At 68.5% G+C, this 20,090-nt stretch carries 26 protein-coding genes; 10 read left to right on the forward strand and 16 right to left on the reverse strand.

Annotation, left to right across the window (positions count from 1 at the left end):
* Positions 1–32: 32 nt before the first annotated feature.
* Positions 33–950, forward strand: coding sequence for a LysR family transcriptional regulator (locus FN976_RS14130; protein ID WP_145893681.1), 918 nt, complete (start codon positions 33–35; stop codon positions 948–950).
* An 11-nt stretch (positions 951–961) separates the two neighbouring features.
* Here FN976_RS14130 and FN976_RS14135 read toward each other — a convergent pair whose 3' ends face one another.
* Positions 962–2,311 (reverse strand): ATP-binding protein, encoded by a 1,350-nt coding sequence (locus FN976_RS14135; protein ID WP_145893682.1) that lies wholly within the window; start codon positions 2,309–2,311, stop codon positions 962–964.
* A complete protein-coding gene (locus tag FN976_RS14140) occupies positions 2,308–2,967 on the reverse strand; it encodes a response regulator (protein ID WP_145893683.1) in 660 nt (219 codons plus the stop codon). Before FN976_RS14140 ends, FN976_RS14135 begins: the two co-directional genes overlap by 4 nt.
* A gap of 126 nt (positions 2,968–3,093) precedes the next feature.
* Between FN976_RS14140 and FN976_RS14145 the strand changes: the two genes are divergently transcribed.
* Positions 3,094–5,196 (forward strand): prolyl oligopeptidase family serine peptidase, encoded by a 2,103-nt coding sequence (locus tag FN976_RS14145; protein ID WP_186510903.1) that lies wholly within the window; start codon positions 3,094–3,096, stop codon positions 5,194–5,196.
* Here the strand turns inward: FN976_RS14145 and FN976_RS14150 are convergent.
* Both FN976_RS14150 and FN976_RS14155 read right to left on the reverse strand, forming a co-directional pair.
* A complete protein-coding gene (locus FN976_RS14150) occupies positions 5,162–5,569 on the reverse strand; it encodes a DUF192 domain-containing protein (protein WP_145893685.1) in 408 nt (135 codons plus the stop codon). The two genes, FN976_RS14145 and FN976_RS14150, sit on opposite strands and share 35 nt — an antisense overlap.
* Positions 5,569–5,931, reverse strand: coding sequence for a hypothetical protein (locus FN976_RS14155; RefSeq protein WP_145893686.1), 363 nt, complete (start codon positions 5,929–5,931; stop codon positions 5,569–5,571). Before FN976_RS14155 ends, FN976_RS14150 begins: the two co-directional genes overlap by 1 nt.
* Positions 5,932–6,083: 152 nt before the next feature.
* Here FN976_RS14155 and FN976_RS14160 point away from each other — a divergent pair, with 152 nt between their 5' ends.
* From FN976_RS14160 to FN976_RS14175, 4 genes are read left to right on the forward strand one after another with little or no spacing between them, the layout of a single operon-like run.
* A complete protein-coding gene (locus tag FN976_RS14160) occupies positions 6,084–7,322 on the forward strand; it encodes an EAL domain-containing response regulator (RefSeq protein WP_145893687.1) in 1,239 nt (412 codons plus the stop codon).
* Complete coding sequence (locus FN976_RS14165; protein ID WP_145893688.1) at positions 7,319–8,302, forward strand: Bug family tripartite tricarboxylate transporter substrate binding protein; 984 nt, start codon at positions 7,319–7,321, stop codon at positions 8,300–8,302. Before FN976_RS14160 ends, FN976_RS14165 begins: the two co-directional genes overlap by 4 nt.
* A 5-nt stretch (positions 8,303–8,307) precedes the next feature.
* A complete protein-coding gene (locus FN976_RS14170; protein WP_255440417.1) occupies positions 8,308–8,616 on the forward strand; it encodes a GNAT family N-acetyltransferase in 309 nt (102 codons plus the stop codon).
* 25 nt (positions 8,617–8,641) lie between these two features.
* Complete coding sequence (locus FN976_RS14175) at positions 8,642–9,295, forward strand: DUF1294 domain-containing protein (protein WP_255440418.1); 654 nt, start codon at positions 8,642–8,644, stop codon at positions 9,293–9,295.
* Positions 9,296–9,312: 17 nt separating this feature from the next.
* On the opposite strand, the gene FN976_RS14180 is transcribed toward FN976_RS14175, so the two are convergent.
* The 6 genes from FN976_RS14180 to FN976_RS14205 all read right to left on the reverse strand — a co-directional run bounded on the left by FN976_RS14180 (position 9,313) and on the right by FN976_RS14205 (position 13,228).
* Positions 9,313–11,256, reverse strand: a complete 1,944-nt coding sequence (locus tag FN976_RS14180) for an AAA family ATPase (RefSeq protein WP_145893691.1) — start codon at positions 11,254–11,256, stop codon at positions 9,313–9,315.
* Positions 11,257–11,272: 16 nt separating this feature from the next.
* Positions 11,273–11,530, reverse strand: coding sequence for a hypothetical protein (locus tag FN976_RS14185; RefSeq protein WP_145893692.1), 258 nt, complete (start codon positions 11,528–11,530; stop codon positions 11,273–11,275).
* Between the two features lie 293 nt (positions 11,531–11,823).
* The gene (locus FN976_RS14190) at positions 11,824–12,180 is read right to left on the reverse strand and encodes a hypothetical protein (protein WP_145893693.1); all 357 of its coding nucleotides are present in this window, start codon (positions 12,178–12,180) and stop codon (positions 11,824–11,826) included.
* 42 nt (positions 12,181–12,222) lie between these two features.
* Positions 12,223–12,480 carry a hypothetical protein gene (locus FN976_RS14195; protein ID WP_222432821.1) on the reverse strand — a complete coding sequence of 86 codons (258 nt, stop codon included), beginning with the start codon at positions 12,478–12,480 and terminating at the stop codon, positions 12,223–12,225.
* Positions 12,477–13,019, reverse strand: a complete 543-nt coding sequence (locus tag FN976_RS14200; protein WP_255440419.1) for an RNA polymerase sigma factor — start codon at positions 13,017–13,019, stop codon at positions 12,477–12,479. Before FN976_RS14200 ends, FN976_RS14195 begins: the two co-directional genes overlap by 4 nt.
* The gene (locus tag FN976_RS14205; protein WP_145893694.1) at positions 13,016–13,228 is read right to left on the reverse strand and encodes a YgaP family membrane protein; all 213 of its coding nucleotides are present in this window, start codon (positions 13,226–13,228) and stop codon (positions 13,016–13,018) included. The genes FN976_RS14200 and FN976_RS14205 overlap by 4 nt, the downstream gene beginning before the upstream one ends.
* Positions 13,229–13,396: 168 nt before the next feature.
* Between FN976_RS14205 and FN976_RS14210 the strand changes: the two genes are divergently transcribed.
* Positions 13,397–13,759 carry a hypothetical protein gene (locus FN976_RS14210; protein ID WP_145893695.1) on the forward strand — a complete coding sequence of 121 codons (363 nt, stop codon included), beginning with the start codon at positions 13,397–13,399 and terminating at the stop codon, positions 13,757–13,759.
* Positions 13,760–13,772: 13 nt separating this feature from the next.
* Here FN976_RS14210 and FN976_RS14215 read toward each other — a convergent pair whose 3' ends face one another.
* Positions 13,773–14,033 carry a hypothetical protein gene (locus tag FN976_RS14215; protein ID WP_145893696.1) on the reverse strand — a complete coding sequence of 87 codons (261 nt, stop codon included), beginning with the start codon at positions 14,031–14,033 and terminating at the stop codon, positions 13,773–13,775.
* Positions 14,034–14,149: 116 nt separating this feature from the next.
* Between FN976_RS14215 and FN976_RS14220 the strand changes: the two genes are divergently transcribed.
* Positions 14,150–14,725 carry a hypothetical protein gene (locus FN976_RS14220; protein ID WP_145893697.1) on the forward strand — a complete coding sequence of 192 codons (576 nt, stop codon included), beginning with the start codon at positions 14,150–14,152 and terminating at the stop codon, positions 14,723–14,725.
* A gap of 15 nt (positions 14,726–14,740) precedes the next feature.
* On the opposite strand, the gene FN976_RS14225 is transcribed toward FN976_RS14220, so the two are convergent.
* Genes FN976_RS14225 through FN976_RS14235 form a run of 3 tightly spaced genes read right to left on the reverse strand, consistent with a single transcriptional unit; the run spans position 14,741 to position 16,043 of the window.
* Positions 14,741–15,163 (reverse strand): nuclear transport factor 2 family protein, encoded by a 423-nt coding sequence (locus FN976_RS14225; RefSeq protein WP_255440420.1) that lies wholly within the window; start codon positions 15,161–15,163, stop codon positions 14,741–14,743.
* Positions 15,160–15,402, reverse strand: a complete 243-nt coding sequence (locus tag FN976_RS14230) for a hypothetical protein (protein WP_145893698.1) — start codon at positions 15,400–15,402, stop codon at positions 15,160–15,162. Before FN976_RS14230 ends, FN976_RS14225 begins: the two co-directional genes overlap by 4 nt.
* A 26-nt stretch (positions 15,403–15,428) precedes the next feature.
* Positions 15,429–16,043: a glutathione S-transferase family protein gene (locus tag FN976_RS14235; protein ID WP_145893699.1), complete on the reverse strand. Its 615-nt coding sequence runs from the start codon at positions 16,041–16,043 to the stop codon at positions 15,429–15,431.
* A 140-nt stretch (positions 16,044–16,183) separates the two neighbouring features.
* On the opposite strand from FN976_RS14235, the gene FN976_RS14240 reads away from it, so the two are divergent.
* Positions 16,184–17,206, forward strand: a complete 1,023-nt coding sequence (locus FN976_RS14240) for a sulfate ABC transporter substrate-binding protein (RefSeq protein WP_145893700.1) — start codon at positions 16,184–16,186, stop codon at positions 17,204–17,206.
* Between the two features lie 4 nt (positions 17,207–17,210).
* On the opposite strand, the gene FN976_RS14245 is transcribed toward FN976_RS14240, so the two are convergent.
* The gene (locus tag FN976_RS14245) at positions 17,211–18,086 is read right to left on the reverse strand and encodes a DMT family transporter (RefSeq protein ID WP_145893701.1); all 876 of its coding nucleotides are present in this window, start codon (positions 18,084–18,086) and stop codon (positions 17,211–17,213) included.
* Positions 18,087–18,116: 30 nt separating this feature from the next.
* Positions 18,117–19,205, reverse strand: coding sequence for an MBL fold metallo-hydrolase (locus tag FN976_RS14250; RefSeq protein WP_145893702.1), 1,089 nt, complete (start codon positions 19,203–19,205; stop codon positions 18,117–18,119).
* A 192-nt stretch (positions 19,206–19,397) separates the two neighbouring features.
* On the opposite strand from FN976_RS14250, the gene ssuE reads away from it, so the two are divergent.
* Positions 19,398–19,985 (forward strand): NADPH-dependent FMN reductase, encoded by a 588-nt coding sequence (gene ssuE, locus FN976_RS14255; protein ID WP_145893703.1) that lies wholly within the window; start codon positions 19,398–19,400, stop codon positions 19,983–19,985.
* The last annotated feature ends 105 nt before the right edge of the window (positions 19,986–20,090 follow it).

Here is a 20,090-nt window from a genome sequence, read left to right on the forward strand (position 1 = left end):
TTGTCAAATCTGATTCAATAATCGTTTCGCCCATGCCCTCCCGCGTTCTCCCGGCCGACCTCGGCTTCTTTGCCCTGCTGGCCGCATCCGGCAGCCTGAGCGCGACGGCGCGCGAGCAGGGCCTGACGACCGCCGCCGTCAGCAAGCGCCTCTCGCAGATGGAGGCGCGGCTGGGGTTGCCGCTCGTCAACCGCACGACGCGGCGGATGAGCCTGACCGCCGAGGGGGAGATTTACCTCGAACACGCGCAGCGCATCCTGGGCGAGCTCGATGAGATGGACCAGTTGCTGGGCCAGTCGAAGTCCACCCCGAGCGGCCTGTTGCGGGTCAACGCCACCCTGGGCTTTGGGCGCATCCACGTGGGACCGGTGATTTCGCGATTCGGGCGCAAGTACCCGCGGGTGGAAGTTCGCCTGCAGCTTTCGGTGGATCCGCCCCCGCTCACGGAGGACGCTTTCGATGTGTGCATCCGGTTCGGGCCGCCGCCAGACGCGCGCGTGATCGCCCGCATGATCGCGCCCAACCGGCGCTTGCTGTGCGCCGCGCCTTCCTACCTCGCGCGCCACGGCGAACCGAAGTCACCCACCGAACTCGCCGGCCACAATTTCATCAGCATCCGGCAAGGCGAAGAGGCTTACGGCGTGTTGCGCCTCACGCGGGGACGCGCGGGCAAGCCGGAGAACATCAAGGTCCGGGGCAGCCTGACGACGAACGACGGCGAGATCGCAGTCAGCTGGGCCCTCGACGGCCATGGGATCCTGCTGCGCGCCGAGTGGGACATCGAGCGGTACTTGCGCAACGGCCGCCTTGTGGCCCTGCTGCCCCAGTACAGCGCGCCCAACGCCGACATCTACGCGGTCTATCCGCAGCGCCACCAGGCGACGGCGCGCGTCCGCGCCTTCGTGGATTTCATGGCGCAGTCGCTGGGACGCAGCGCCACGCCGGGTTGAGGGGCACCCGCTCAGCGCGCGACGAACCCCGGCACCGGCAAGCTCACCAGGAAGCCGACCCCCTGCCGGGCCAGGCCCGCGGTGACCAGCGCCCGTCCACCCATTCGCAATGCCGCCTGCTTCACGATCGCGAGCCCCAGGCCGGAACCCGACACCTCCTGCCCCGCGCCCCGGTAGAACCGTTCGAACACCAGCGCTTGCTCACTCTCTGGAATGCCCGGACCGTCGTCCTGCACCTGCAGGTGGATGCGCTCCTCGTCGCCGCGCAACGAGACCACCACGTTGCCGCCCTCGCGGCCATAGCGGATGGCGTTGTCCACCAGGTTGAGCAGGATCGACGTGAAGGCCGGCTCGTCGATCGCGATCAGCAGGTGGTCCGGCGCTTCCAGCGACAACTCGATGCGCCGCGCCATCGCCTGCGGCACCGCCTGCGCCAGGATCTCGCGCGCGGCTTGCGCCACGTCGATGTGGCGCGCGGGCGGACGTTGCGAGTCGTCGAGCGTGGCCAGCATCAGCAGTTGCTGCGCCAGGTGCGACGCGCGGGCGATCGCCTGGTTCAGCAGGCCGTAGGCGCGCACCCGCTCCTCGGCGCTTTCGGCATGCGCCATCACGTGCGCCTGCGTCGTCACCACGGCCAGCGGCGTGCGGATTTCGTGCGCGGCGTCCTGCACGAACAGGCGCTCGCGGTCGAAGCGATGCCGCAACCGGTCCAGCATGCCATCGAGCGCGCTGGCCAGCGGCTTCAGCTCCTGGTGCTTCGGCTGCTCGGCCAGCGGACGCAGGTCGTCCGGGTGCCGCGACGCGATGCCCTGCGCGAAGCGCTGCAGCGGCTTCAGGCCGGTGCGCACGGACAGCCACACCGGAATCAACACGAAGGGCATGGCCAGCAGCAGGTATTCGCCGATGAAGGGCGTGTTGTAGGTGATGAAGCGCTGGGCGGTCCGCATCGGCTCCACCGAACGCAGCGTCCAGTGCTTGCCCGTGCCCTGGTAGCTGAGGTGCGGCCCGTGGTCGGCGTCGATGAAACCGTAGACCAAGCGGCCCTGCTTGTCCCGCAATTCGAACTGGATCTCGCCCGGCAGGCGCCCGATCTCCTTGCGGCGGATGTTGATCCAGCGCGCCGACGCGCGCAGTGCCGCGGCCGCCTGCGCGGCGTCGGGGATGTCGTCCACCGACAGCAAGACGGCATTGCCGAACTTCTGGTACGGCTGGTCTTCCTCGAGGAAGCGGTGGTACTTGTGGAACTGGTAGGCCACCAGCACGATCCACACGAGCAGGAATGCGGCCAGCACGGCACCGACGCTGCGCCGCTGCAAGGTCGGCGCGCGCAGCGCCTGCAGGAAATTCATTGCGCGATTCATGTCGCCTCCAGCATGTAGCCCACGCCGCGCACGGTGCGGATGCATTCCGCACCCACCTTGCGGCGCAGGTTCGAGACATGGACCTCGATGGCGCCGAAGTCCACCGGGTCGCCCAACGGGTCGAGCCGCTGCGCCAGCACGCCCTTCGGCACCACGGCGCCGGGGTCACGCGCGAGTTCCAGCAACAGATTGAACTCGCGGGGCGACAGTTCCAGCGGCATCCCCCCACGCGTCGCCTGGTGGCGGCGCGGCTCGATCACCAGGTCGCCCAGCGCCCAGCGCTCGCACGCCTGGCGCGCGCTGCGCCGCAGGACGGCGCGGATGCGCGACACCAGTTCGGCCGTGGCGAAGGGCTTGATCACGAAGTCGTCGGCGCCGCCGTCGAGGCCGTGCAGCCGGTCTTCGATGGCGCAGCGCGCCGTGATCACGATCACCGGCACCTTGTTGCCCTGGGCGCGCCAGCGCGCGAGCACGTTGAAGCCGTTGCCGTCCGGCAGCATGAGGTCGAGCAGGACGCAGTCGACGGTGTCGGCATCCACGCTGGCCGGCGCATCGGCGGCACGGCGCCGCCATTCGCTGCTGAAGCCTTCCACCTTCAGGGCGGACTGCAGCGCGCCGCCGAGGTCCAGGTCGTCTTCGATCAGGAGGATGTGCATGGCACGATTGTGCAAGCCGCGCCTTAACGGGAGCCAAAGACCGAAAGGCCGTCATTCCCGCGGAGGCGGGAATCCAGAGCTTCCATTCTTTGGCTTCCCTTAAGGATGGTTGCGCGAGAATTCCGCATGATCCAACGCCGCGACCTTCTCCTATGGTCCCTCACTGCCGGTGTCTCCAGCACCTGGGGCCAGGCCAACCCCGACCCGAATGCCTGGCTCGAAACCCTCGAGAGCCCGGAAGCGCTCGGTTGGGTGAACGGCCAGAACGCCGATGCGCTGGCCCTGATCGCCAAGGATCCGGATTTCGCCCGGCGCCGCCGCGAGACGCTGGCCGCGCTTTCGTCGTCCAGCAACATCCAGTTCGTCTCGCGCCAGGGCGAGCATCTCTACAACTTCTTCCGCAGCGCGCGCCGGCCGCATGGCATGTGGCGCCGCACCACGCTGGAGGAATACGCCAGGGAACAGCCGTCCTGGCAGACGCTGCTGAACGTCGACGACCTGGCGCGCGAGGAAGCCCGCAATCTGGTCTACGAAGGTGCCAACGTCGACGCCGGCAGCCAGCGCGCGCTGGTCTACTTCTCCTCGGGCGGCGAGGACAAGCTGGAACTCCGCGAATTCGACCTGAAGCAGCGCGGCTTCGTCGCCGATGGCTTCAAGGCGCCCACGGCCAAGCAGTCCATCAGCTGGTTCGGCCCCGACGAACTGCTGATCGCCCGCGCCACGCCGGACAGCCAGACCACGAGCGGCTATGCGATGGTGCTGCGCCGCTGGAAACGCGGCACCGACCTGCTGGCCGCGCCTGAAGTCCTGCGCTGCGCGCCGGGTGACGTGCAGGTCTGGGGCTGGGCCCGCCGCGGCGAACAGCTGCCGCCCGCGGCGCTGCTGCACCGGCGCATCCGCTTCTTCGAGAACGAGCGGTTCCTGCTGCAAGCCGACGGGCCCGCGCGGCAAGTCGACCTGCCGCTGGATTGCAACGCCTGGCTCGATGGCGAATGGCTGATGGTGGGCCTGCGCAACCCCTGGACCACCGCAGGACGCACCTACCCGGAAGGCAGCCTGCTCACCATTCCCCTGGCGCAGGCCCTGGAAGCGAAGCGCGAGATCCACCTGCTGTTCGAAGGGGCCGGGCGCCGGCGCCTGGTGCGCACCGAGCGGGTGAAGAGCGGCTTCGTGGTGGCGGCCAGCGACAACCTGCGGCCGCAGCTCGTGTTCCATCGGCGCACCGCGGAAGGCTTCCGCGCCACGCCGCTGCCGGCCCCGGAATTCGGGGTGCTCAACATCAATGCCGACCAGCCGGACAAGAGCAATCGCTTCTGGATGACGACGCAGGCACCGATCTCGCCGCAGCTCTATGCACTGGTGGACGCGGAGGCGCCTGCGGCACCCGTGCTGGCCAAGTCGGCCCCGCACGCCTTCGACGCCTCCGCGCTGGCCGTGCAGCAGTTCGAAGCGCGCGCGCCCGACGGCACGCCAGTGCCCTACACCGTGGTCGCTCCGAAGAACCGCACCGGCCCCGTGCCCGCCGTGCTGTACGGCTACGGCGGCTTCGGCCTCACTGTCGACCTCGAATACCAGCGCATGGCGGGCATCAACTGGCTGCAATACGGCGGGGCGCTGGTGCTCGCCCACATCCGCGGCGGCGGTGAGTTCGGCCAGGCCTGGACCAACGCCGCGAAGGGACCGCTGCGCCAGGTCGGCTTCGACGACTTCATCGCGGTGGCACAGGACGCCGTGACGCGCGGCATCACCACGCCGAAGCAACTGGGCATCTACGGCGCCAGCAATGGCGGCGCGCTGGTCACGGCCGTCCTGGTGCAACGGCCCGAGCTGTTCGGTGCCGTCGTGTCGCGCGTGCCGCTCACCGACATGCTCGGCTTCACGCGGCTCTTCGCCGGGCCTTCGTGGATCGAGGAATACGGCGACCCGGCGCGCCCCGCGGACCGCGCGGTGCTGGCGAAGTGGTCGCCCTACCAGAACGCCACGAAGGCGGATGGCGGCAAGACCTACCCGCCCACCCTCTTCATCGGCAACCGCAACGACGACCGCGTGCACCCGGCACATGCGCGCAAGATGGTGGCGCAGATGCGCAGCCTGGGTCATGGCAGCACCTGGCTCTACGAGGAAACCAGCGGCGGGCATTCCGGGCGCAGCGACCCGAACATCTACGCGCTGCGGGAAGCCTTGATCTACAGCTTCATGCGGCTGCAGCTGGCGAAGCCGGGGGCGTGACGCCCTCGAGGGGTGGCAGCCCCTCGATCGTGTCGCCGGCCCGGATGCCGTGCTCGCCGAACCAGCCGAGGCGCATTTCCAGCACGTAGCGTGCCGGCCCGGCCGCGCATTTGCTTTCCAGGGAATCTGCTTCCATGTCCTCGACATTCAGGATCCTCCCCTGCTCGTCGATGAAGGCGACGGACAGGTCCAGCGGCGTGTCCTTCATCCAGAAGCAGGCTTCCTTCGCTTCGTCCTGCACGAAGAGCATGCCTTCATCGGGCCCGAGGGAGCGGCACTCCATCAAGCCCTGCTCCCGGTCCTCCTCCGACCGGGCGACCAGGGCTTCGATGCGGCTCTCGGCCAGGGTCAGGATGAGGCGGGGCAGGTTCATCAGTTCGACGGCGCCGGCTTGACGCACATGGCCGCGCTGGCCGGCGCGCAACCATCGGTGCAGGCTGCGGCCGCGTTCATGTCGATGGCCGCGGATCCGCGGGCGGTGCGTGAGCAGTGGATGTCCCCGCGCACGTCGCGCACGCAAGCGCCGGCGCCACAGACCGGGTTCTGGTAGCGGTCCAGCGCGATCCCGCCGCCCGAGGGCGAGCAGACGACCTCGCGGTAGCGGTCTTGCATGCAGCTGGACTCCGGCGGCCCGCAGACCATCTTGCCGCTGCCGTTGGGCATGCAGTCGGCGGCTGCCCGGTGCGCGAAGGAGCATGCCAGGAGCACGAAAAGAAGAGCGGATCGGCGTTTCATCGCCGGATTGTCCCCGAACGAACGGCCCGCAAGGGGTGAATCCCGGGTTTTGGAGCCCGGCCAGCCCAGCCCGGCCGGGCGCCGAGAAGGCACAATGGGCGCGTCGTCCGCCTCCTGCGCGGGCGGCGTCGACACTGCCCTACCGCGACACCATGGATCTCTCCAGCCTGCGCTTCCTGATCGTCGAGGACGACGAGCTCCAGCGCGAAGCACTGGCCATCCTGCTGGAAGACCTGCAGGCCCGCCACATCCAGGCGGCGGTGGACGGCCGGGCCGGGCTCGACGCTTTCATCGGCTGCTCGCCGCCGGTGGACATCATCATTTCGGACCTGCAGATGCCCGGCATGGACGGCATCGAGTTCATCCGCCGGGTGGGCGAGACCGGCACGCCCGTTTCCATCGTGCTGGCGAGCGCGGTCGACGAAGCGGTGCTGGCCGCCGTGGAAAACGTCGCCGCGGCTTACGGCGTGACCTTGCTCGGCACCCTGCACAAGCCGGTCCGGTCGGAAGACCTGGAAGCGCTGCTCGGCCGCTACCAGCCGCCGCCGGCCGTGCGGCCTCCGGCCAACCCGGACAAGCCCCGGGTGCTCGTCGAGGAGATCGTGCGCGCCCTGCGCGACGATGAATTCCAGCCGTTCTTCCAGCCCAAGGTCGAGCTGGCGACCGGCCGGATCATCGGCTTCGAGGCCATGGCGCGCTGGTACCGCGACGGCCAGGGCCTGATCGCGCCGGATGTCTTTATCCCCCTGATGGAAGGCCACGGGCTGATCGACGGCCTGACGCGCTCGATGCTGCGCAAATCGGCCGCGTCCCTGCAGACCTGGCAGGCCGGCGGCGCCGGTTTCTCCATCTCGGTCAACATCTCGGTGCGGTCGCTGGCGCATGTGCAGTTTGCCGACGAGCTGTCGGCCGTGGTGAACGAGGTCGGCCTCGAACCCCGCTACGTCACCCTGGAAGTCACCGAGTCGGCCACCGTCACCTCCGAGCTCGGCTACGTGCTCGAGAACCTCTCGCGGCTGCGGTTGAAAGGCTTCGGGCTGTCGCTCGACGACTACGGCACCGGCTATTCGTCGATGCAGCAGCTCACGCGCATCGCCTTCACCGAGTTGAAGATCGACCAGTCGTTCGTGCGCAATGCGTCCAAGAACGCGTCCCGCCTGGCCATCCTGCATTCCAGTTTCGAGACCGCCCAGCGCATGAAGATCGTGTCCGTGGCCGAGGGCGTGGAGACCATCGACGACTGGATGCTGCTGCGCGGCCTGGGCTGCGACCTGGGCCAGGGCTATTTCATCGCCCGCCCCATGCCCGCCGCCGAGGTGATGCCCTGGTGCCGCCAATGGAACGACAACCTCCCCAACCTGCTTCAGGCCATCGCGCCCCCCTCACCATGAACAAACGCAAGTTGCTGCGCGCCGGCGCGCTGGCCCTCCCCGGCCTGCTGCTGGCCCATGCCAGCTGGGCCCAGGCGCCGGCATTCCCCCCCGCCAAGCCGATCACGCTCGTCGTCGGCTTCGCGCCCGGCGGCGCCGCGGACGCGGCCGCCCGCCTGATCGCCAAGAAGCTGGGCGAGAACATCGGGCAGAACGTGCTGGTCGAGAACAAGGCCGGCGCCGGCGGAAATATCGCGCACCAGCAGGTCGCCCAGGGGCCGGTGGACGGAACCATGTTGCTGCTGGGCTCCATCGGGCCGTTGACCATCGCGCCGCACATGATGAAAGTGGGCTACGACCCCTTCAAGGACCTGGCGCCGATCTCCGGCGGCGTGAACTTCCCGAACCTGCTGGTGGTGCACCCGGGTGCCGGCATCAAGAACATGGCCGACTTCCTGGCCGCCGCGAAGAAGTCGCCGAACAACGTGTCCTATGCGTCGACCGGCAACGGATCCGCTTCGTACCTGGCCGGCGAACTGTTCGCCGCGCGCACCGGCACCGAGATGCTGCACGTGCCCTACAAGGGCGGCGCACCGGCCATGAACGACCTGCTGGGCGGCCGCTTCACCGGGTACTTCTCGGCCCCGCCCACCTCGCTGCCGCACGTGGAAGCCGGCAAGCTGATCCCGCTGGCGACGACCGGGCTGACCCGGCCCTCCTACATGCCCAACATCCCGACCGTCGCCGAGTCCGGCCTGCCCGGTTTCGAGGCGCTCAACTGGTATGCCTTCGTGGCGTCGTCCAAAGTGCCGGCACCCATCCTCGACCGGTACAACCAGGAGATCGTGAAGGTGCTGAATGACCCGGCGATTCGCGATGCGCTGACCAAGCACGGCCTGTCGGCGCACCCGACAACGCGCGCCGAACTCACCGACTTCATGCAGAAGGAATCCACCAAGTGGGCGCAGATCGTGAAGGAACGGAACGTCAAGCCGGAATGAGCACGATGGACGATATCTCCCTCGGCGACAACCCCGGCCAGCACCGCTTCGAATTGAAGAAAGCGGGCGAAGTCGCCGCCTACGCGGAATACAACGTGCTGAAGAACGCGCTGCTGTTCACGCACACCGAGGTGCTGCCCGCCTACGAAGGCCAGGGCCTCGGCTCCAAGCTCGCCAAGTTCGCGCTGGAAGAGGTGCGCAAGCGCGGCGTGCACGCGATCCCGCAGTGCCAGTTCATCGCCGGCTACATCCGCAAGCATCCGGAGTACCTGGACCTGGTGGCCGAGGAACATCGACGGGCCTACCGCCTTTGAGCCGCCAGTGAGGAAGCAAGGGAGCGTGGTGCGCTGGGACGAGGTGCGCGCATTCGGCTTCATCCGAAGTGCCGGCACCAGCGCCGACATCTTCTTTCACATCCGAGACTTCCGTGGAAGAGCCGGGGGCGCGCCGCGCGAAGGCATGGCCGTGTCGTTCGAAGAGATTCATGTAGGGGGCAAGGGACCACGCGCCATGGCGGTCCAACCCTCCGGGCCTGTTGGACAAGCTGATGGTGCGGGGCGGGTGTCCGCCCGCAGTCGCACTCCGTCCCGCAGCCGCAAGTCTGGCGACACCGGCGCAACTGTCGGCTCTGGCGCGCTGTTCGCACTGCCGTTGATGCTGGCGTACGCCGGTCTGCTGGCGTGGGCGGTCGCGTGGACGCGCCAACTTCCCTGGTGGGTTCTTGCCGGTTCGGTCGCCGTGAATCTGGTGACCTTCATGGTCTATTGGTTCGACAAGTACGCGGCGGGCACCCGTCAATGGCGCACCAGCGAAGCCACGCTGCATCTCTGGAGCCTGGCAGGCGGTTGGGCCGGTGCGTGGTGCGCACAACAGGTGTTGCGGCACAAGTCGCGCAAGGCGGAATTCCGCACCGCTTATTGGGCCACGGTCATCCTTCACTGCGTCGCCGTGGCGGGCGCTCTCGCCTGGAAGCAGGGACTGTTGCCGCTCTGACGACTGGCGTCCGTCCATCAGGCGCCAACCGCCTCCTCGTGCGGCGCGTACCGCCGCCCGAACTCCGCCAGCCGAGCCGCGTAAGGCGCCAGCACCGCCGGATCCTGCGTCACCGCCAGCCCGAACAGCGCCGCCATGCGTTCGCGCGACACTTCTCCGTCGCGCGACAGCAGCCCCGCCACTTCGGAGAGCAGTGCCGCGTTCTCCTGCAGCAGCGCGTGCGCGCGGCTGAACTGCGACGACAGGATCTGCTCGACCAGCTCATTGGTGGCGTCCACCGCGGTATTCACCTCGCAATCCGAATCGACGCCCACGTCGGTGCGGCTCAGCCGGCCGGCGAAGGCGTGCTTGCGCACGAACGCGGAGGCGTCGGCGGTCGCCTGCTTCAGGTCGCTCTGCGCGCCGGTGGTGCAGGCGTTCGGGCCGAACACCAGCGACTCGGCGGCGCGCCCGCCCAGGCCGACGCAGATCATGTCCAGCGTGTCCTGGCGCGACTTGGCGCGCAAGGGCTGGAAGCTGTTGTAGCCGCCGTCGAACGAGGCCACGTTGATCTTCACTTCCAGCGGAACCTGCTTGAGCAGCAGCGCATAGATGAGGGCGTGGCCGGCCTCGTGCACGGCGAGCAGCGCGCGGAAGTCCGCGTGCGTGCGCTGCTTCAGCCCGTTCAGCTCGAAGCGGGCCGGCAGCGCCTGGCTGCGCCCGTTCCACTCCGCGCGAAACTGCGTGCGATCTGCATCCAGCCGCAGCCTCACCACGTCGCCAGCGGCGGCACCCTGCTCCAGCGCCCACAGCGCCGCCGCGACCAGGCTGGCGCTCAGCATGGCTTGCACGGACGAGAACAGCGGCCGCGTACCCTGCGCCGGGAACACGGCGTTGGCATAGATCTCCGCGCGGATCGCCGCGTCGATCTCCACCCGCAAGCCGCACGTGCCTTCCAGCTCGCCGCTGTAGCGCGCACACAGCGCCGTGATCAGCCGCTCGTACGTGGCACGAGCGAGGCTGGGATAGACCAGGTGGTTGTTGCCGAGACGCGCGATCTGCTCGGGCCGGAAGCGGTGGCCCAGGGCCTTCTTCACGTCGATCACCGACAGGCGGCGCGTGTACGCGTGGAAGATGTCGGCGTCGGTGTCGCAGTCTTCCACCCGCGTCGCCACGCCCTGGTACATCTCGTCCAGGTTGCCCGCGACGAAGACCAGCAGCCGGCTGTAGTCCGTGCCCCAGCGCTCGGGCTGCTCGCGGAAGGCCTGCAGGTGCTCCTGCAGCTGCGCCGGCGTCCACCGCATGATCTCCAGCAGCGACTCACGCCGCTTCAGGCTGCGCTTGACCTCGGCCGCCTCGTAGGGCGTGAGGACGAAGCGCGGCGGCCGGCGCGGCTTGGCCGGTGCGGCCTCTTCCCCTTCCGCCGGCGCTTCATCGTCGGCGGGCTCGCGCCCATACTCCGCGCTCGCCAGCGAGGACTCCAGGTCGTTCATGAACGACAGCTGCGGCGGCAACCGGCCGTCCGAGAGCAGCGCCCACACGTCCTGGTAGCGCTCGACCTTGATGTCGGCGCCCTTGTCGTTCATGGTGCGGAAGCGCTGGAACTCGTCGAGCAGCAGGATGCCCGGTTGTCCTTCCTCGACGCCCGACTCGGCCAGCATGCCGGAGATGCTGCTCACCCAGTAGCCGGAGCCGTGCGAGAAGCCGTCCATCTGCACTTCGACGAAGCGGTCGTAGAAGCCGAGCTTCTGCGCCAGCAGCCGCACCAGTTGCGTCTTGCCGGTGCCGGTGAGGCCCCACAGGCAGACGATGACCGGCCGCTGGACGATTTCGGGCAGCACGTACCACGCGCGCACCGCTTCGACGACGCGGTCGATGATGTCGTCGATGCCGAACAGCTCGGCCTTCAGTTCCTCGCGCACGGCGCGCAGCTGCTCGCTGCGGTGGGCGATGCGGGTCTGGATCTCGTTTTCCTTGTTCATGTCGTTCTTCTTTTCTTCAATCGTTGTGACCGCGGCCCAGGTCCGCGGAGCGCAGCAGCCGCGCCAGCGCCACCTTGTCGGCGCGGCGCGCGGCGCCCTGGCTGCGCACGTGCGCACCCGCCGCGCCGGAAACGGCGCGCAAGGCGGCGGCGCGCGCGACGAAGTTGCGCGGCGGCAGTTGGGTCAGTGTCTGCTGGGCGAAGGGCGGGCGCATGCGCCGCAGCTTCTTCACCCGCCCCTGCGCGAAATCGCGCGACGTTGTCTTCGCACTCATGTGCGGCTCCAGAAAGCGAAAGCCCCGGCTGAAACGAATCAGGGCCAGGGCTGCGTTGCCGCGCTTGCTGGCTGGATGGCGCTCGCGCATCCAGCCGGGGCGGCAGATGGAGCGGACTTAGGTCAGGGCAAAGGAAATCATCGGGTTCATCCGGCGAAGGGGTTGGCCATGCAAGGGTGTTCGTTGCGTGGCGCTCTCAACCGGCGAAGGCGCGATTCTGGGAGCAGCGCGCGCGGCGCGCAAGAGGGTTCGGCCCGGATGCGCCGCAAGTGTTGCGGCGAGCAGACGCCGCGCTACGAGGCGAAGAAGCTGGCGATCCAGGCCAGCGTGACCGCCCAGTTCGCCCTGCGCGCGTTGGCTGCGTTGCGCGGAAAGATCGGGAACAATTCGGCGCGCCGCCAAGCCCACCGGTTGTAGGTGACCGCCGCCGCGATGGCCGGGAAGGCCCAAAGCCAGGACCCGGATCCGGCACCCGCGACGGCGCCGACCAGCAGGATGAGGAGCGTTGCCATCGGGATGCCGCTGCCCGTGCTCGTGATGACGTGCGACAGGCCGCCGCACTTCGCGCATTCGGTGGGAGTCTCGCGGCTGGACCGCGCCTTGGCGCGATCGGAAATGGTGGCAAGCCGGCAGTGCGGGCACGGGGTCATCACCTGCCACTCTAGCGCAACTGCGATGCCGGCGCGCGGCGGTCAGGGCTCGTTCACCGGCGTGCCGCGCCGCCAGCGCGCGCCAACAGTCTCGACCAAACCGATGGTCCAGCACATCGGGCAGCCGCGCAGGACGACCAGCGCTCCCAGCCCGGCCACGAGGGCCCATCCCGGGTGCGCCTGCTGCTGCGCGATGGCGTGGTAGAGCAACGCGAAGGCGGCTGCGCCACGCAGCAGGTGCCCGCTCAGCGTGCGCGTGGCGAACAGGCCGGTGTCGCTCCGGCCCAGCCAGCGCATCACGGTGCGCTCCCGGTGGATCCTTGTGGATGCAGGTATTCACGCAGGAGGACGCGTCCCCGATGGATGCGGCTCTTGGCCGCCTCGCGCGTGACGGCCAGGCGCGCCGCCACTTCGCTGATGGTCAGCTGCTCCATGTCCCGCAACAGGATGACTTCGCGGTAGATCGGCGGCAGCGACTCCAGCGCGCGCGCCAGGTCCATGCGCAGCTCGTCCTGTGGCAGGCGCGCGAAGTACTCGGCTTCATGCCGTTCCGTGAGCTCCTCCACGCCGCGCATGAGGCCCAGCACCGGCAGCATGCACAGCCGCGTGACCATGCGGAGGATCCAGCCGGCCAGCGCGAGCGGATCGCGCACGGTCCCGACGCGGCGGTAGAGCACGATCAGCGCCTCCTGCACGACATCTTCGATGGCGGAGGATTTGTGGCACTGGCGCCGCGCATAGCGGCGGATGTCGGGCTGCAGCTCACGCAGCAGGCGTTCGAGGGCGGCGCCATCGCCGGCTTGCGCCGCCGCGAACATCACCCGGTCCACGGCGATCATCGCGGTTCCTCCAGCGGGCGGCGCCCGGCCATCGCGCAGGCGGGGCAGAAGCCGAACAGGCCCGTGAGGGCAGTGACGACCCCGCTGGCAGCCAAGACCAGGCCGAGCGGCGTGAAGCCAACCTGGGTGAGTGCGCAGGCCACGATCAGCGCACCGCCCAGCAGGCGGGCGGCGCGTTCCAGGGGACTGACATTCTTGCGGTAAAGCATCGGGACACCTCGTGGCTGCCCGGACACGGCGGGCATCGCAGACAAGGAGGGGCGGAATGCGCAAAAGGATTCATGATTGCCGAGCGTCCGTCGGAAACTGCATCTTTCCTACGCCGGCAGGCCGGGGCAGCGCCTAAGCTGGGCCATTGTCCACCACGGGAGACCCGGATGACCGAACCGTTCCTGATGCTTCGCACCGCCGTCGTCCTGCTCGTCCTGACTGCGGGGGGCGGCCTGTTGATGGCGGCCATGCGATTCGCCGGCAAGGCCCGGCCGCCGCACTGGCTCGCCATGCTGCATGGGCTCCTGGCCGGCTCGGCGCTGACCCTGATCGCCTATGCCGGCTTCACCAGCACGCTTTCGGGGCAGGCCTGGCTGGGGCTCGCACTGCTCGCGCTGGCCGCGCTCGGCGGCGTGTTCCTGAACCTGCGGTACCACATGAACGAGATCCCGCTGCCCATCCCCATCGTCCTCGGCCATGCGGTCCTGGCCGCTGTGGGGGTGGTGCTGGTCGCCATGGCGGTCTGGTGAGCCGCCGGCGCCATCAAGCCCGGGCGATGCGCTTGATCCGCCCGCCGACCGGCGTGTAGCGCAGCACGCGGCTCAGGCCGTCGCGGCCGCTGGCCGCACGGCCGACCAGCGCGGTGCCGGCCACCATCCCGAGCGTGCGCACCACGGCGGAACGATGGTTGCGCGTCAGCCACCAGGCGCCGATGCCGGCGGCCAGCACCAGCCAGTGTTCGCCCGGAAACCCGGGCCGCGCGTCGTCGGCCCGCTTGATCTCCTGCAGCACGTTGTCGGCCATGCGTCTTCTCCCTGTTGCTGCCAGCATGCTAGGCAAGCTGCCGGCTCGCGTGCGTAGGAAACCGGCGCGTCCTGCGCGCGATTGTGTTCCGGCGCCAACCCCGGCAAGATGGGGCGATGCAAGATGATCCGACGCCGCGCAAGGTGTTCCTGTTCAGCGGCCACATGATCGACGCGCCCGGCCGGCCGAAGCCGCGGTTTCCGGCGGCCTGCGAGCCCATCGCGCGCGAAGCCATCCAGGACATTCTTGCGCAACATGGCGCCGGGCCGGACGACGTGGCGATCAGCAGCGGCGCCTGCGGAGGTGACCTGCTGTTCGCCGAGGCCGTGCTGGCGCGCGGCGCGCGGCTGGAGATCTATCTGCCGTTCGAGCCCGAAGAGTTCGCCCGCGGCTCGGTGGACTTCGCCGGTGAGGGCTGGCACGCGCGCTTCGAGGCGGCCTGCGCCCGGGCCGACGTGCACTTGATGCCGCGCGAGCGGCCGCTTGCCGAAGGCGAGGACCCCTACGAATGCGTCAATCTGTGGATGCTGGAGGCCGCGTGGCGCTGGGGCGGCGGCAACGTGACCTTCCTGTGCCTGTGGAACGGCCAGGGAGCGGACGGACTAGGCGGCACGGAGGACCTGATGCAAAAAATGCGCGCCAAGGGGGGCTCGAGCGAGTGGCTCGACACGCGGCAGCTCTGGCAGCCGTGAGCGCAGGCGCTCTCTCTATTGCTGCTGCTGTGCAGCGTGCCGCTGCAGCATCTCCCCCATCTTCTGGTGGATCAGGTTCACGGCCTTCAGCGGGCGCAGCATCACCTTGAAGTCCGTGATCAGGCCCGCCTCGTTCCAGCGGATCATGTCGACCCCATTGATTCGGGTGCCATCGATCTCCAGCTCGAACTCCAGCACGGCATCGCTGGCGCCCACCACTTCGCGCACATAGCGGAAGTTGTCGGTGAAGAACACCTGGAAGGCCGCGCTCAGGTAGGCGACGACCAGCGGCTTGCCGCGCTGCGGCGTGTGAACCACGGGCGAGTGGAAGACGGCGTCGTCGGCGACGAGCGTGTTCAGCCCGGCGGCGTCCTGCGACTGGACGAGGCGATGCCAGGCGGCGAGGGCCGGTGGGTGCGCAATGGCCGGCGCGCTCACAGGCCGTGCCTCGCCTGCAGTTCCTTCACCCGCGCCAGCATCTCCGGCGTCAGCTCGGCAGGCACCAGCCGGCGCAGGATGGCGCGCAGCACGCGCTTCTCGTTGTCGTCCACCACGCCGTCCTTCAGCGCGATGTCCATCAGCTGGTTCAGTTCGGGCAGCAGCAGCTTGCCGTCGTCCGAGAAGCACTGGATGGAGCGGTAGGCCAGCTCCAGGTAGTCGCGGTTCTCCTCACCCATCGCAGCTCCTCGTCGAGATGATTTTCCTAGTGTAGGGCCAGCACCTTGCGCACCGCCGATTCCTGCTGCAGGCGCTCCCGCAAGGCTGTCACCTTGGCGAACTGGCCTGGATCGACGCCGTCGCCCGGCAGCCACGTGGAGAGCGTGAACAGGTAGAGATCGCAGATGCTGAATCGTTCGCCCAGCACCCAGGGCCCCGCGAGCATGCGCGACTCGATCAGCGCGAAGCAGTCGGTCATGTTCTGCGCGACCTTCTTCTTCATGGCCTCGATGGCGGCTTCGTCGTCCACCCAGCGGTAGCCGCGGCCCTTGTGGGCGTGCGCGACGTGGACGGTGGCGCACAGGTAGCTGTTGAACTCGTTGACGCGGGCCAGCGCGAAGGGGTCGTCCAGCGGGGCCAACCCGGCCTGCGGGAAAGTCTGCGCGATGTAGAGCAGCAAGGCCGGGGTTTCGGTGAGCACGCCCCGTTCCGTCACGAGGGCCGGCACCCGGCCTTTCGGGTTGACGGCCAGGTACTCCGGCGAGCGCTGCTGCTGCGCCTTGAAATCCAGGCGCACCGCCTGGTAATCGGCGCCCGCGAATTCCAGGGCGAGGTGGGAAGCCAGGGCGCAGGTGGCGGGCGCGTAGTAGAGGGTCAGCATGCCGCCATCATAGGAACAACCAGGCCGGGGCGGGCACGCGAATGAGCTTATGGCCATAAGCAGATGAAAACTCTGTCGTTCCCGTTCCGGCGGGCGGCTCCCAGAATGCCTGCATCGCCTCAAGAACAGGAACTCTCCCCATGCAATCCCGCCGCGACCTCGTCAAGCTCTCCCTGGCTGCCGGCCTGGGCGCCATGCTCACCCTCACCGTGCTGCCCTCGCAGGCCCAATCGGTCCAGCTGCTCAACGTGTCGTACGACCCGACGCGCGAACTCTATGTCGACGTCAACCAGGCCTTCGCCAAGCACTGGAAGGCGAAGTCTGGCCAGGACGTCAGCATCAAGCAGTCGCACGGCGGCTCCGGCAAGCAGGCAAGGTCCATCATCGATGGCCTGGACGCCGACGTGGCGACCCTGGCGCTGGCTGGCGACACCGACGCACTGGTGAAGAATGGCGGCTGGCTCGCGCCCGACTGGCAGAAGAAGCTGCCGCACAACGCATCGCCCTACACCTCGACCATCGTTTTCGTGGTGCGCAATGGCAACCCCAAGGGGATCAAGGACTGGGAGGACCTGGCCAAGCCGGGCATCAGCGTCATCACGCCCAACCCCAAGACCTCGGGTGGGGCGCGGTGGAACTACCTCGCGGCCTGGGAATACGGCAAGCGCAAGTACGGCAGCGATGCCAAGGCCAAGGAATTCGTCGCCAAGATCTACGGCAACGTGCCCGTGCTGGACACCGGCGCGCGTGGTTCCACCATCACCTTCGCCCAGCGCAACCAGGGCGATGTGCTGATCGCGTGGGAGAACGAGGCCTACCTGCTGGACAAGGAATTCGGCTCGAAGACCGATGTGGTCGTGCCCTCCGTGTCCATCCTGGCCGAACCGGCCGTGGCGGTGGTGGACAAGAACGTCGACAAGAAGAAGACCCGCGCCGTCGCCGAGGAATACCTCAAGTTCCTGTACACGGAAGAAGGCCAGGACATCATCGGCAAGCACTTCTACCGGCCGGCCGTTTCAGCCAAGGCCCAGGCGAAATACGCCAAGCAGTTCCCGAAGCTGGACCTGTTCACCATCGACCAGGCGTTCGGGGGCTGGGCCAAGGCCGACAAGGAACACTTCGCCGACAACGCCAGCTTCGACCAGATTTACACCAGGAAGTGATGTTTCAGGACTGGCGCGCCGCGGCGGCGCGCGCCAGCCTCGCCTCCCACAACGCGACGCCGAGGCCCGCGGACGCGATCAGCGCAAAACCCGCCCAGGTCACCTGGTCGGGCAATTGCCCGAAGATCAACCAGCCCAGCCCGGCCGCCGAGATGATCTGCAGGTAGACGAAGGGCGCCAGCAGCGTCGCCGGTGCCCGCGCATAGGCGGCGGCTTGCAGCCAGTGACCCAGGAAACCGGTCAGCCCGGTCGAAATCAGCAAGGCCCATTGCCAGGGCGCCAGCTGCGGCGTCTCCCAGTACAGCGGCAGCGCCAGCGTCAGCACCACGGTGCCCGACAGCCCGCCGTAGAAGTTGGTGGTGAGCGGGTCGTCATGCGCCACCCGGCGCGTGCTGATCTGGAACAGCGCGAAAGTGAAAGCGGTCAACACGCCAAGCAGGACGCCAACGCGGTCCAGCTGGCCGCCCGGGCGCACCACCACCAGCATGCCGGCGAACCCCACCGCCACGCCCAGCCAGCGATGCAGCCGGTGCGGCTCCCCCAACAGCCACGGCGCCATCGCCATCACGAAGAAAGGCGCCATGAAGTTCATCGCCGTGCCTTCGGCCAGCGGCACGCGCTTGAGCACGCTGAAGAACAGCACGGAACTCAGGATCATGAGCGCGCCGCGGACCAGCTGGCGCGGCAGCGAGCGCGTGTGCAGCAGTGCCTTGCCGCGCGACGGCAGCAGCACCGCCGACATCAGGGCCGTGTGCACGGCGTAGCGGAACCAGCTGACCATCAGCACCGGCACGCCCGCCATCACCAGCAGCTTGCCGGAGGCGTCCAGCGTGGACAGCAGCCAGAGGCCGCCGACAAGGTAAAGAATGCCGGATTGCATCCGGCCATTGTCCCTGCGAGCGCGGATGCCTTACTTCAGGTCCTTCCACCAGCGCTTGTTCTCGCGGGCCTTGCCCAATGTGAGCACCTCGCCCATCTCGGGCGTGGCGAGGGTGATGCCCGCTTTCTCCGTGAGGTCGGCCACGCGCTGCAGCGGCTCCTGCCAGGGATGGAAGGCCAGGTCGAAGGTGCTGTTGTGCACCAGGAACAGGGTCTTGGCGCCCAGGTCCTGGAACGCCTGCACCGTTTCCTCGGGCGCCATGTGCACCGCGGGCCAATACGCGTCGTAGGCGCCGTTTTCCATCAGCGCGATGTCGATGGGGCCCAGGCGCTGGCCGATTTCCTTGAAGCCCGGGAAATAGCCCGTGTCGCCGCTGTAGAAGATGCGCTCGTTGCCGCTGCGGATCAACCAGGAAGCCCAGAGCGTCCGGTTGCGGTCCCAGAGCGTGCGGCCCGAGAAGTGCTGCGCCGGCGCGGGCGTGACCACCACGTCGCCGTGCTTGCGTTCCTGCCACCAGTCCAGTTCCTCGATGCGGTCGGCCGCAACGCCGAAGTCGCGCAGCCGCTTGCCCACGCCGAGCGGCACGAAGTAGCGTTGCACCCGGTCTTTCAGCGCTTCGATCGTGGGCACATCGAGGTGGTCGTAGTGGTCGTGCGACAGGATCAGGCCCTCGATGGGAGGCAGGTCCGCCAGCGCCACCGGTGAAGCGTGGAAGCGTTTCGGCCCGGCCCAGCTGACGGGCGAGGCACGCGGGCCGAACACGGGGTCGATCAGCCACCACTTGCCGCGCAGCTTGAGCAGGTGCGACGAGTGGCCGAGCCGGATGATGTGGTTGGCGTTGACGTCGATCGCATCCAGCGCCGCCCGGTCCAGCGTGCGCACCGGGATCGGGTCGACGGGCACGGTGCCTACCTTCGTCTCGGTCAGCAGGCGCGACCAGATGTCCCAGGTGCTGCGCTGCGGCTTGAGGTTGGGATTGGGCGGGTTCTGGAACTTGCATTCCGCCGCCACGTATTGCGGCGACGCCGCGAAGCGCGGATCGCAGTCGGCCGCCTGCGCACCACCGGAGACCAATGCCGTGAAAACGGCCGCCAGGCGCCCGCAGGTTCTGCCATCCATTGTTGTTCCCCACGCTCTTCGATGTTCGCAGGATAGGCGGGATTGCTTAGCCGCGCATTAGCAGTGCACTCGCCGCGCGCGCCGGGGGGCGTGAGCATATGCGGATATGCATGTGAATTCTTCGTCGTTCACATTCGCATGCGCCGCGCCTAGAGTCCGTCCGTCACACATCGAAGCCAGGGAAGCTCCTCCATGTCCATCCTCCTGCTCGCCGGCAGCCCGTCCGAACGCTCGCGTTCGGCGGCGCTGCTCGACTCGGTCAGCCTGCGTCTCGCGGGGCGCGGCGCGCCGGTCGAACGGTTGCACATCCGGGACCTGTCGCCGCAAGCGCTGCTGCTGGGCGACACCGCCCACCGCACCATCGCGGCCGCCGTCGACCAGGTGGTGCGCGCACGCGCCATCGTCGTCGCCACCCCGGTCTACAAGGCCGCCTACAGCGGCGTGCTCAAGGTCTTCCTCGACCTGCTGCCGCAGACGGCGCTGAAAGGCAAGGTCGTGCTGCCGCTCGCCACCGGCGGCAGCCCGCACCACATGCTGGCGCTCGACTACGCGCTGCGGCCGGTGCTGCAGTCGCTTTCCGCCCGCCACATCCTGCCCGGCGTTTACGCCACCGATTCGCAGGTGACGCTGGCGCCGGAAGGCGCGCACCACCTGGGCGCCGAAGTCGCGGCCCGCCTGGACGAGGCGGTCGAGGCTCTGCTGCATGAGAGCCAGCGCGCACCGCACGCCAGCGTGGCGTTCGAGGCCGTCCCGTTCGCGCAGGTGCGATGTAGCGTCTGACGCGGACCGCCGACCCCCCATCACCCTCCAACCAGAAAACCGCCCGCGCAGGCGGCGACGGCACCGCTTTGCCTGCGCCCCAAGACAGCAACGAAAGAAGGGAAA

The organism is Caenimonas sedimenti (assembly GCF_007833165.1).
GTDB classification, from domain to species: Bacteria; Pseudomonadota; Gammaproteobacteria; order Burkholderiales; family Burkholderiaceae_C; genus Ramlibacter; species Ramlibacter sedimenti.

What these genes read in the sequence shown, in the direction of transcription:
- FN976_RS14130 (WP_145893681.1), top strand. Translation starts at nt 33, where the DNA reads ATGCCCTCCCGCGTTCTCCCGGCCGACCTCGGCTTCTTTGCCCTGCTG.
- FN976_RS14135 (WP_145893682.1), bottom strand. Translation starts at nt 2,311, where the DNA reads ATGAATCGCGCAATGAATTTCCTGCAGGCGCTGCGCGCGCCGACCTTG.
- FN976_RS14140 (WP_145893683.1), bottom strand. Translation starts at nt 2,967, where the DNA reads ATGCACATCCTCCTGATCGAAGACGACCTGGACCTCGGCGGCGCGCTG.
- FN976_RS14145 (WP_186510903.1), top strand. Translation starts at nt 3,094, where the DNA reads ATGATCCAACGCCGCGACCTTCTCCTATGGTCCCTCACTGCCGGTGTC.
- FN976_RS14150 (WP_145893685.1), bottom strand. Translation starts at nt 5,569, where the DNA reads ATGAACCTGCCCCGCCTCATCCTGACCCTGGCCGAGAGCCGCATCGAA.
- FN976_RS14155 (WP_145893686.1), bottom strand. Translation starts at nt 5,931, where the DNA reads ATGAAACGCCGATCCGCTCTTCTTTTCGTGCTCCTGGCATGCTCCTTC.
- FN976_RS14160 (WP_145893687.1), top strand. Translation starts at nt 6,084, where the DNA reads ATGGATCTCTCCAGCCTGCGCTTCCTGATCGTCGAGGACGACGAGCTC.
- FN976_RS14165 (WP_145893688.1), top strand. Translation starts at nt 7,319, where the DNA reads ATGAACAAACGCAAGTTGCTGCGCGCCGGCGCGCTGGCCCTCCCCGGC.
- FN976_RS14170 (WP_255440417.1), top strand. Translation starts at nt 8,308, where the DNA reads ATGGACGATATCTCCCTCGGCGACAACCCCGGCCAGCACCGCTTCGAA.
- FN976_RS14180 (WP_145893691.1), bottom strand. Translation starts at nt 11,256, where the DNA reads ATGAACAAGGAAAACGAGATCCAGACCCGCATCGCCCACCGCAGCGAG.
- FN976_RS14185 (WP_145893692.1), bottom strand. Translation starts at nt 11,530, where the DNA reads ATGAGTGCGAAGACAACGTCGCGCGATTTCGCGCAGGGGCGGGTGAAG.
- FN976_RS14190 (WP_145893693.1), bottom strand. Translation starts at nt 12,180, where the DNA reads ATGACCCCGTGCCCGCACTGCCGGCTTGCCACCATTTCCGATCGCGCC.
- FN976_RS14200 (WP_255440419.1), bottom strand. Translation starts at nt 13,019, where the DNA reads ATGATCGCCGTGGACCGGGTGATGTTCGCGGCGGCGCAAGCCGGCGAT.
- FN976_RS14205 (WP_145893694.1), bottom strand. Translation starts at nt 13,228, where the DNA reads ATGCTTTACCGCAAGAATGTCAGTCCCCTGGAACGCGCCGCCCGCCTG.
- FN976_RS14210 (WP_145893695.1), top strand. Translation starts at nt 13,397, where the DNA reads ATGACCGAACCGTTCCTGATGCTTCGCACCGCCGTCGTCCTGCTCGTC.
- FN976_RS14215 (WP_145893696.1), bottom strand. Translation starts at nt 14,033, where the DNA reads ATGGCCGACAACGTGCTGCAGGAGATCAAGCGGGCCGACGACGCGCGG.
- FN976_RS14220 (WP_145893697.1), top strand. Translation starts at nt 14,150, where the DNA reads ATGCAAGATGATCCGACGCCGCGCAAGGTGTTCCTGTTCAGCGGCCAC.
- FN976_RS14230 (WP_145893698.1), bottom strand. Translation starts at nt 15,402, where the DNA reads ATGGGTGAGGAGAACCGCGACTACCTGGAGCTGGCCTACCGCTCCATC.
- FN976_RS14235 (WP_145893699.1), bottom strand. Translation starts at nt 16,043, where the DNA reads ATGCTGACCCTCTACTACGCGCCCGCCACCTGCGCCCTGGCTTCCCAC.
- FN976_RS14240 (WP_145893700.1), top strand. Translation starts at nt 16,184, where the DNA reads ATGCAATCCCGCCGCGACCTCGTCAAGCTCTCCCTGGCTGCCGGCCTG.
- FN976_RS14245 (WP_145893701.1), bottom strand. Translation starts at nt 18,086, where the DNA reads ATGCAATCCGGCATTCTTTACCTTGTCGGCGGCCTCTGGCTGCTGTCC.
- FN976_RS14250 (WP_145893702.1), bottom strand. Translation starts at nt 19,205, where the DNA reads ATGGATGGCAGAACCTGCGGGCGCCTGGCGGCCGTTTTCACGGCATTG.
- ssuE (WP_145893703.1), top strand. Translation starts at nt 19,398, where the DNA reads ATGTCCATCCTCCTGCTCGCCGGCAGCCCGTCCGAACGCTCGCGTTCG.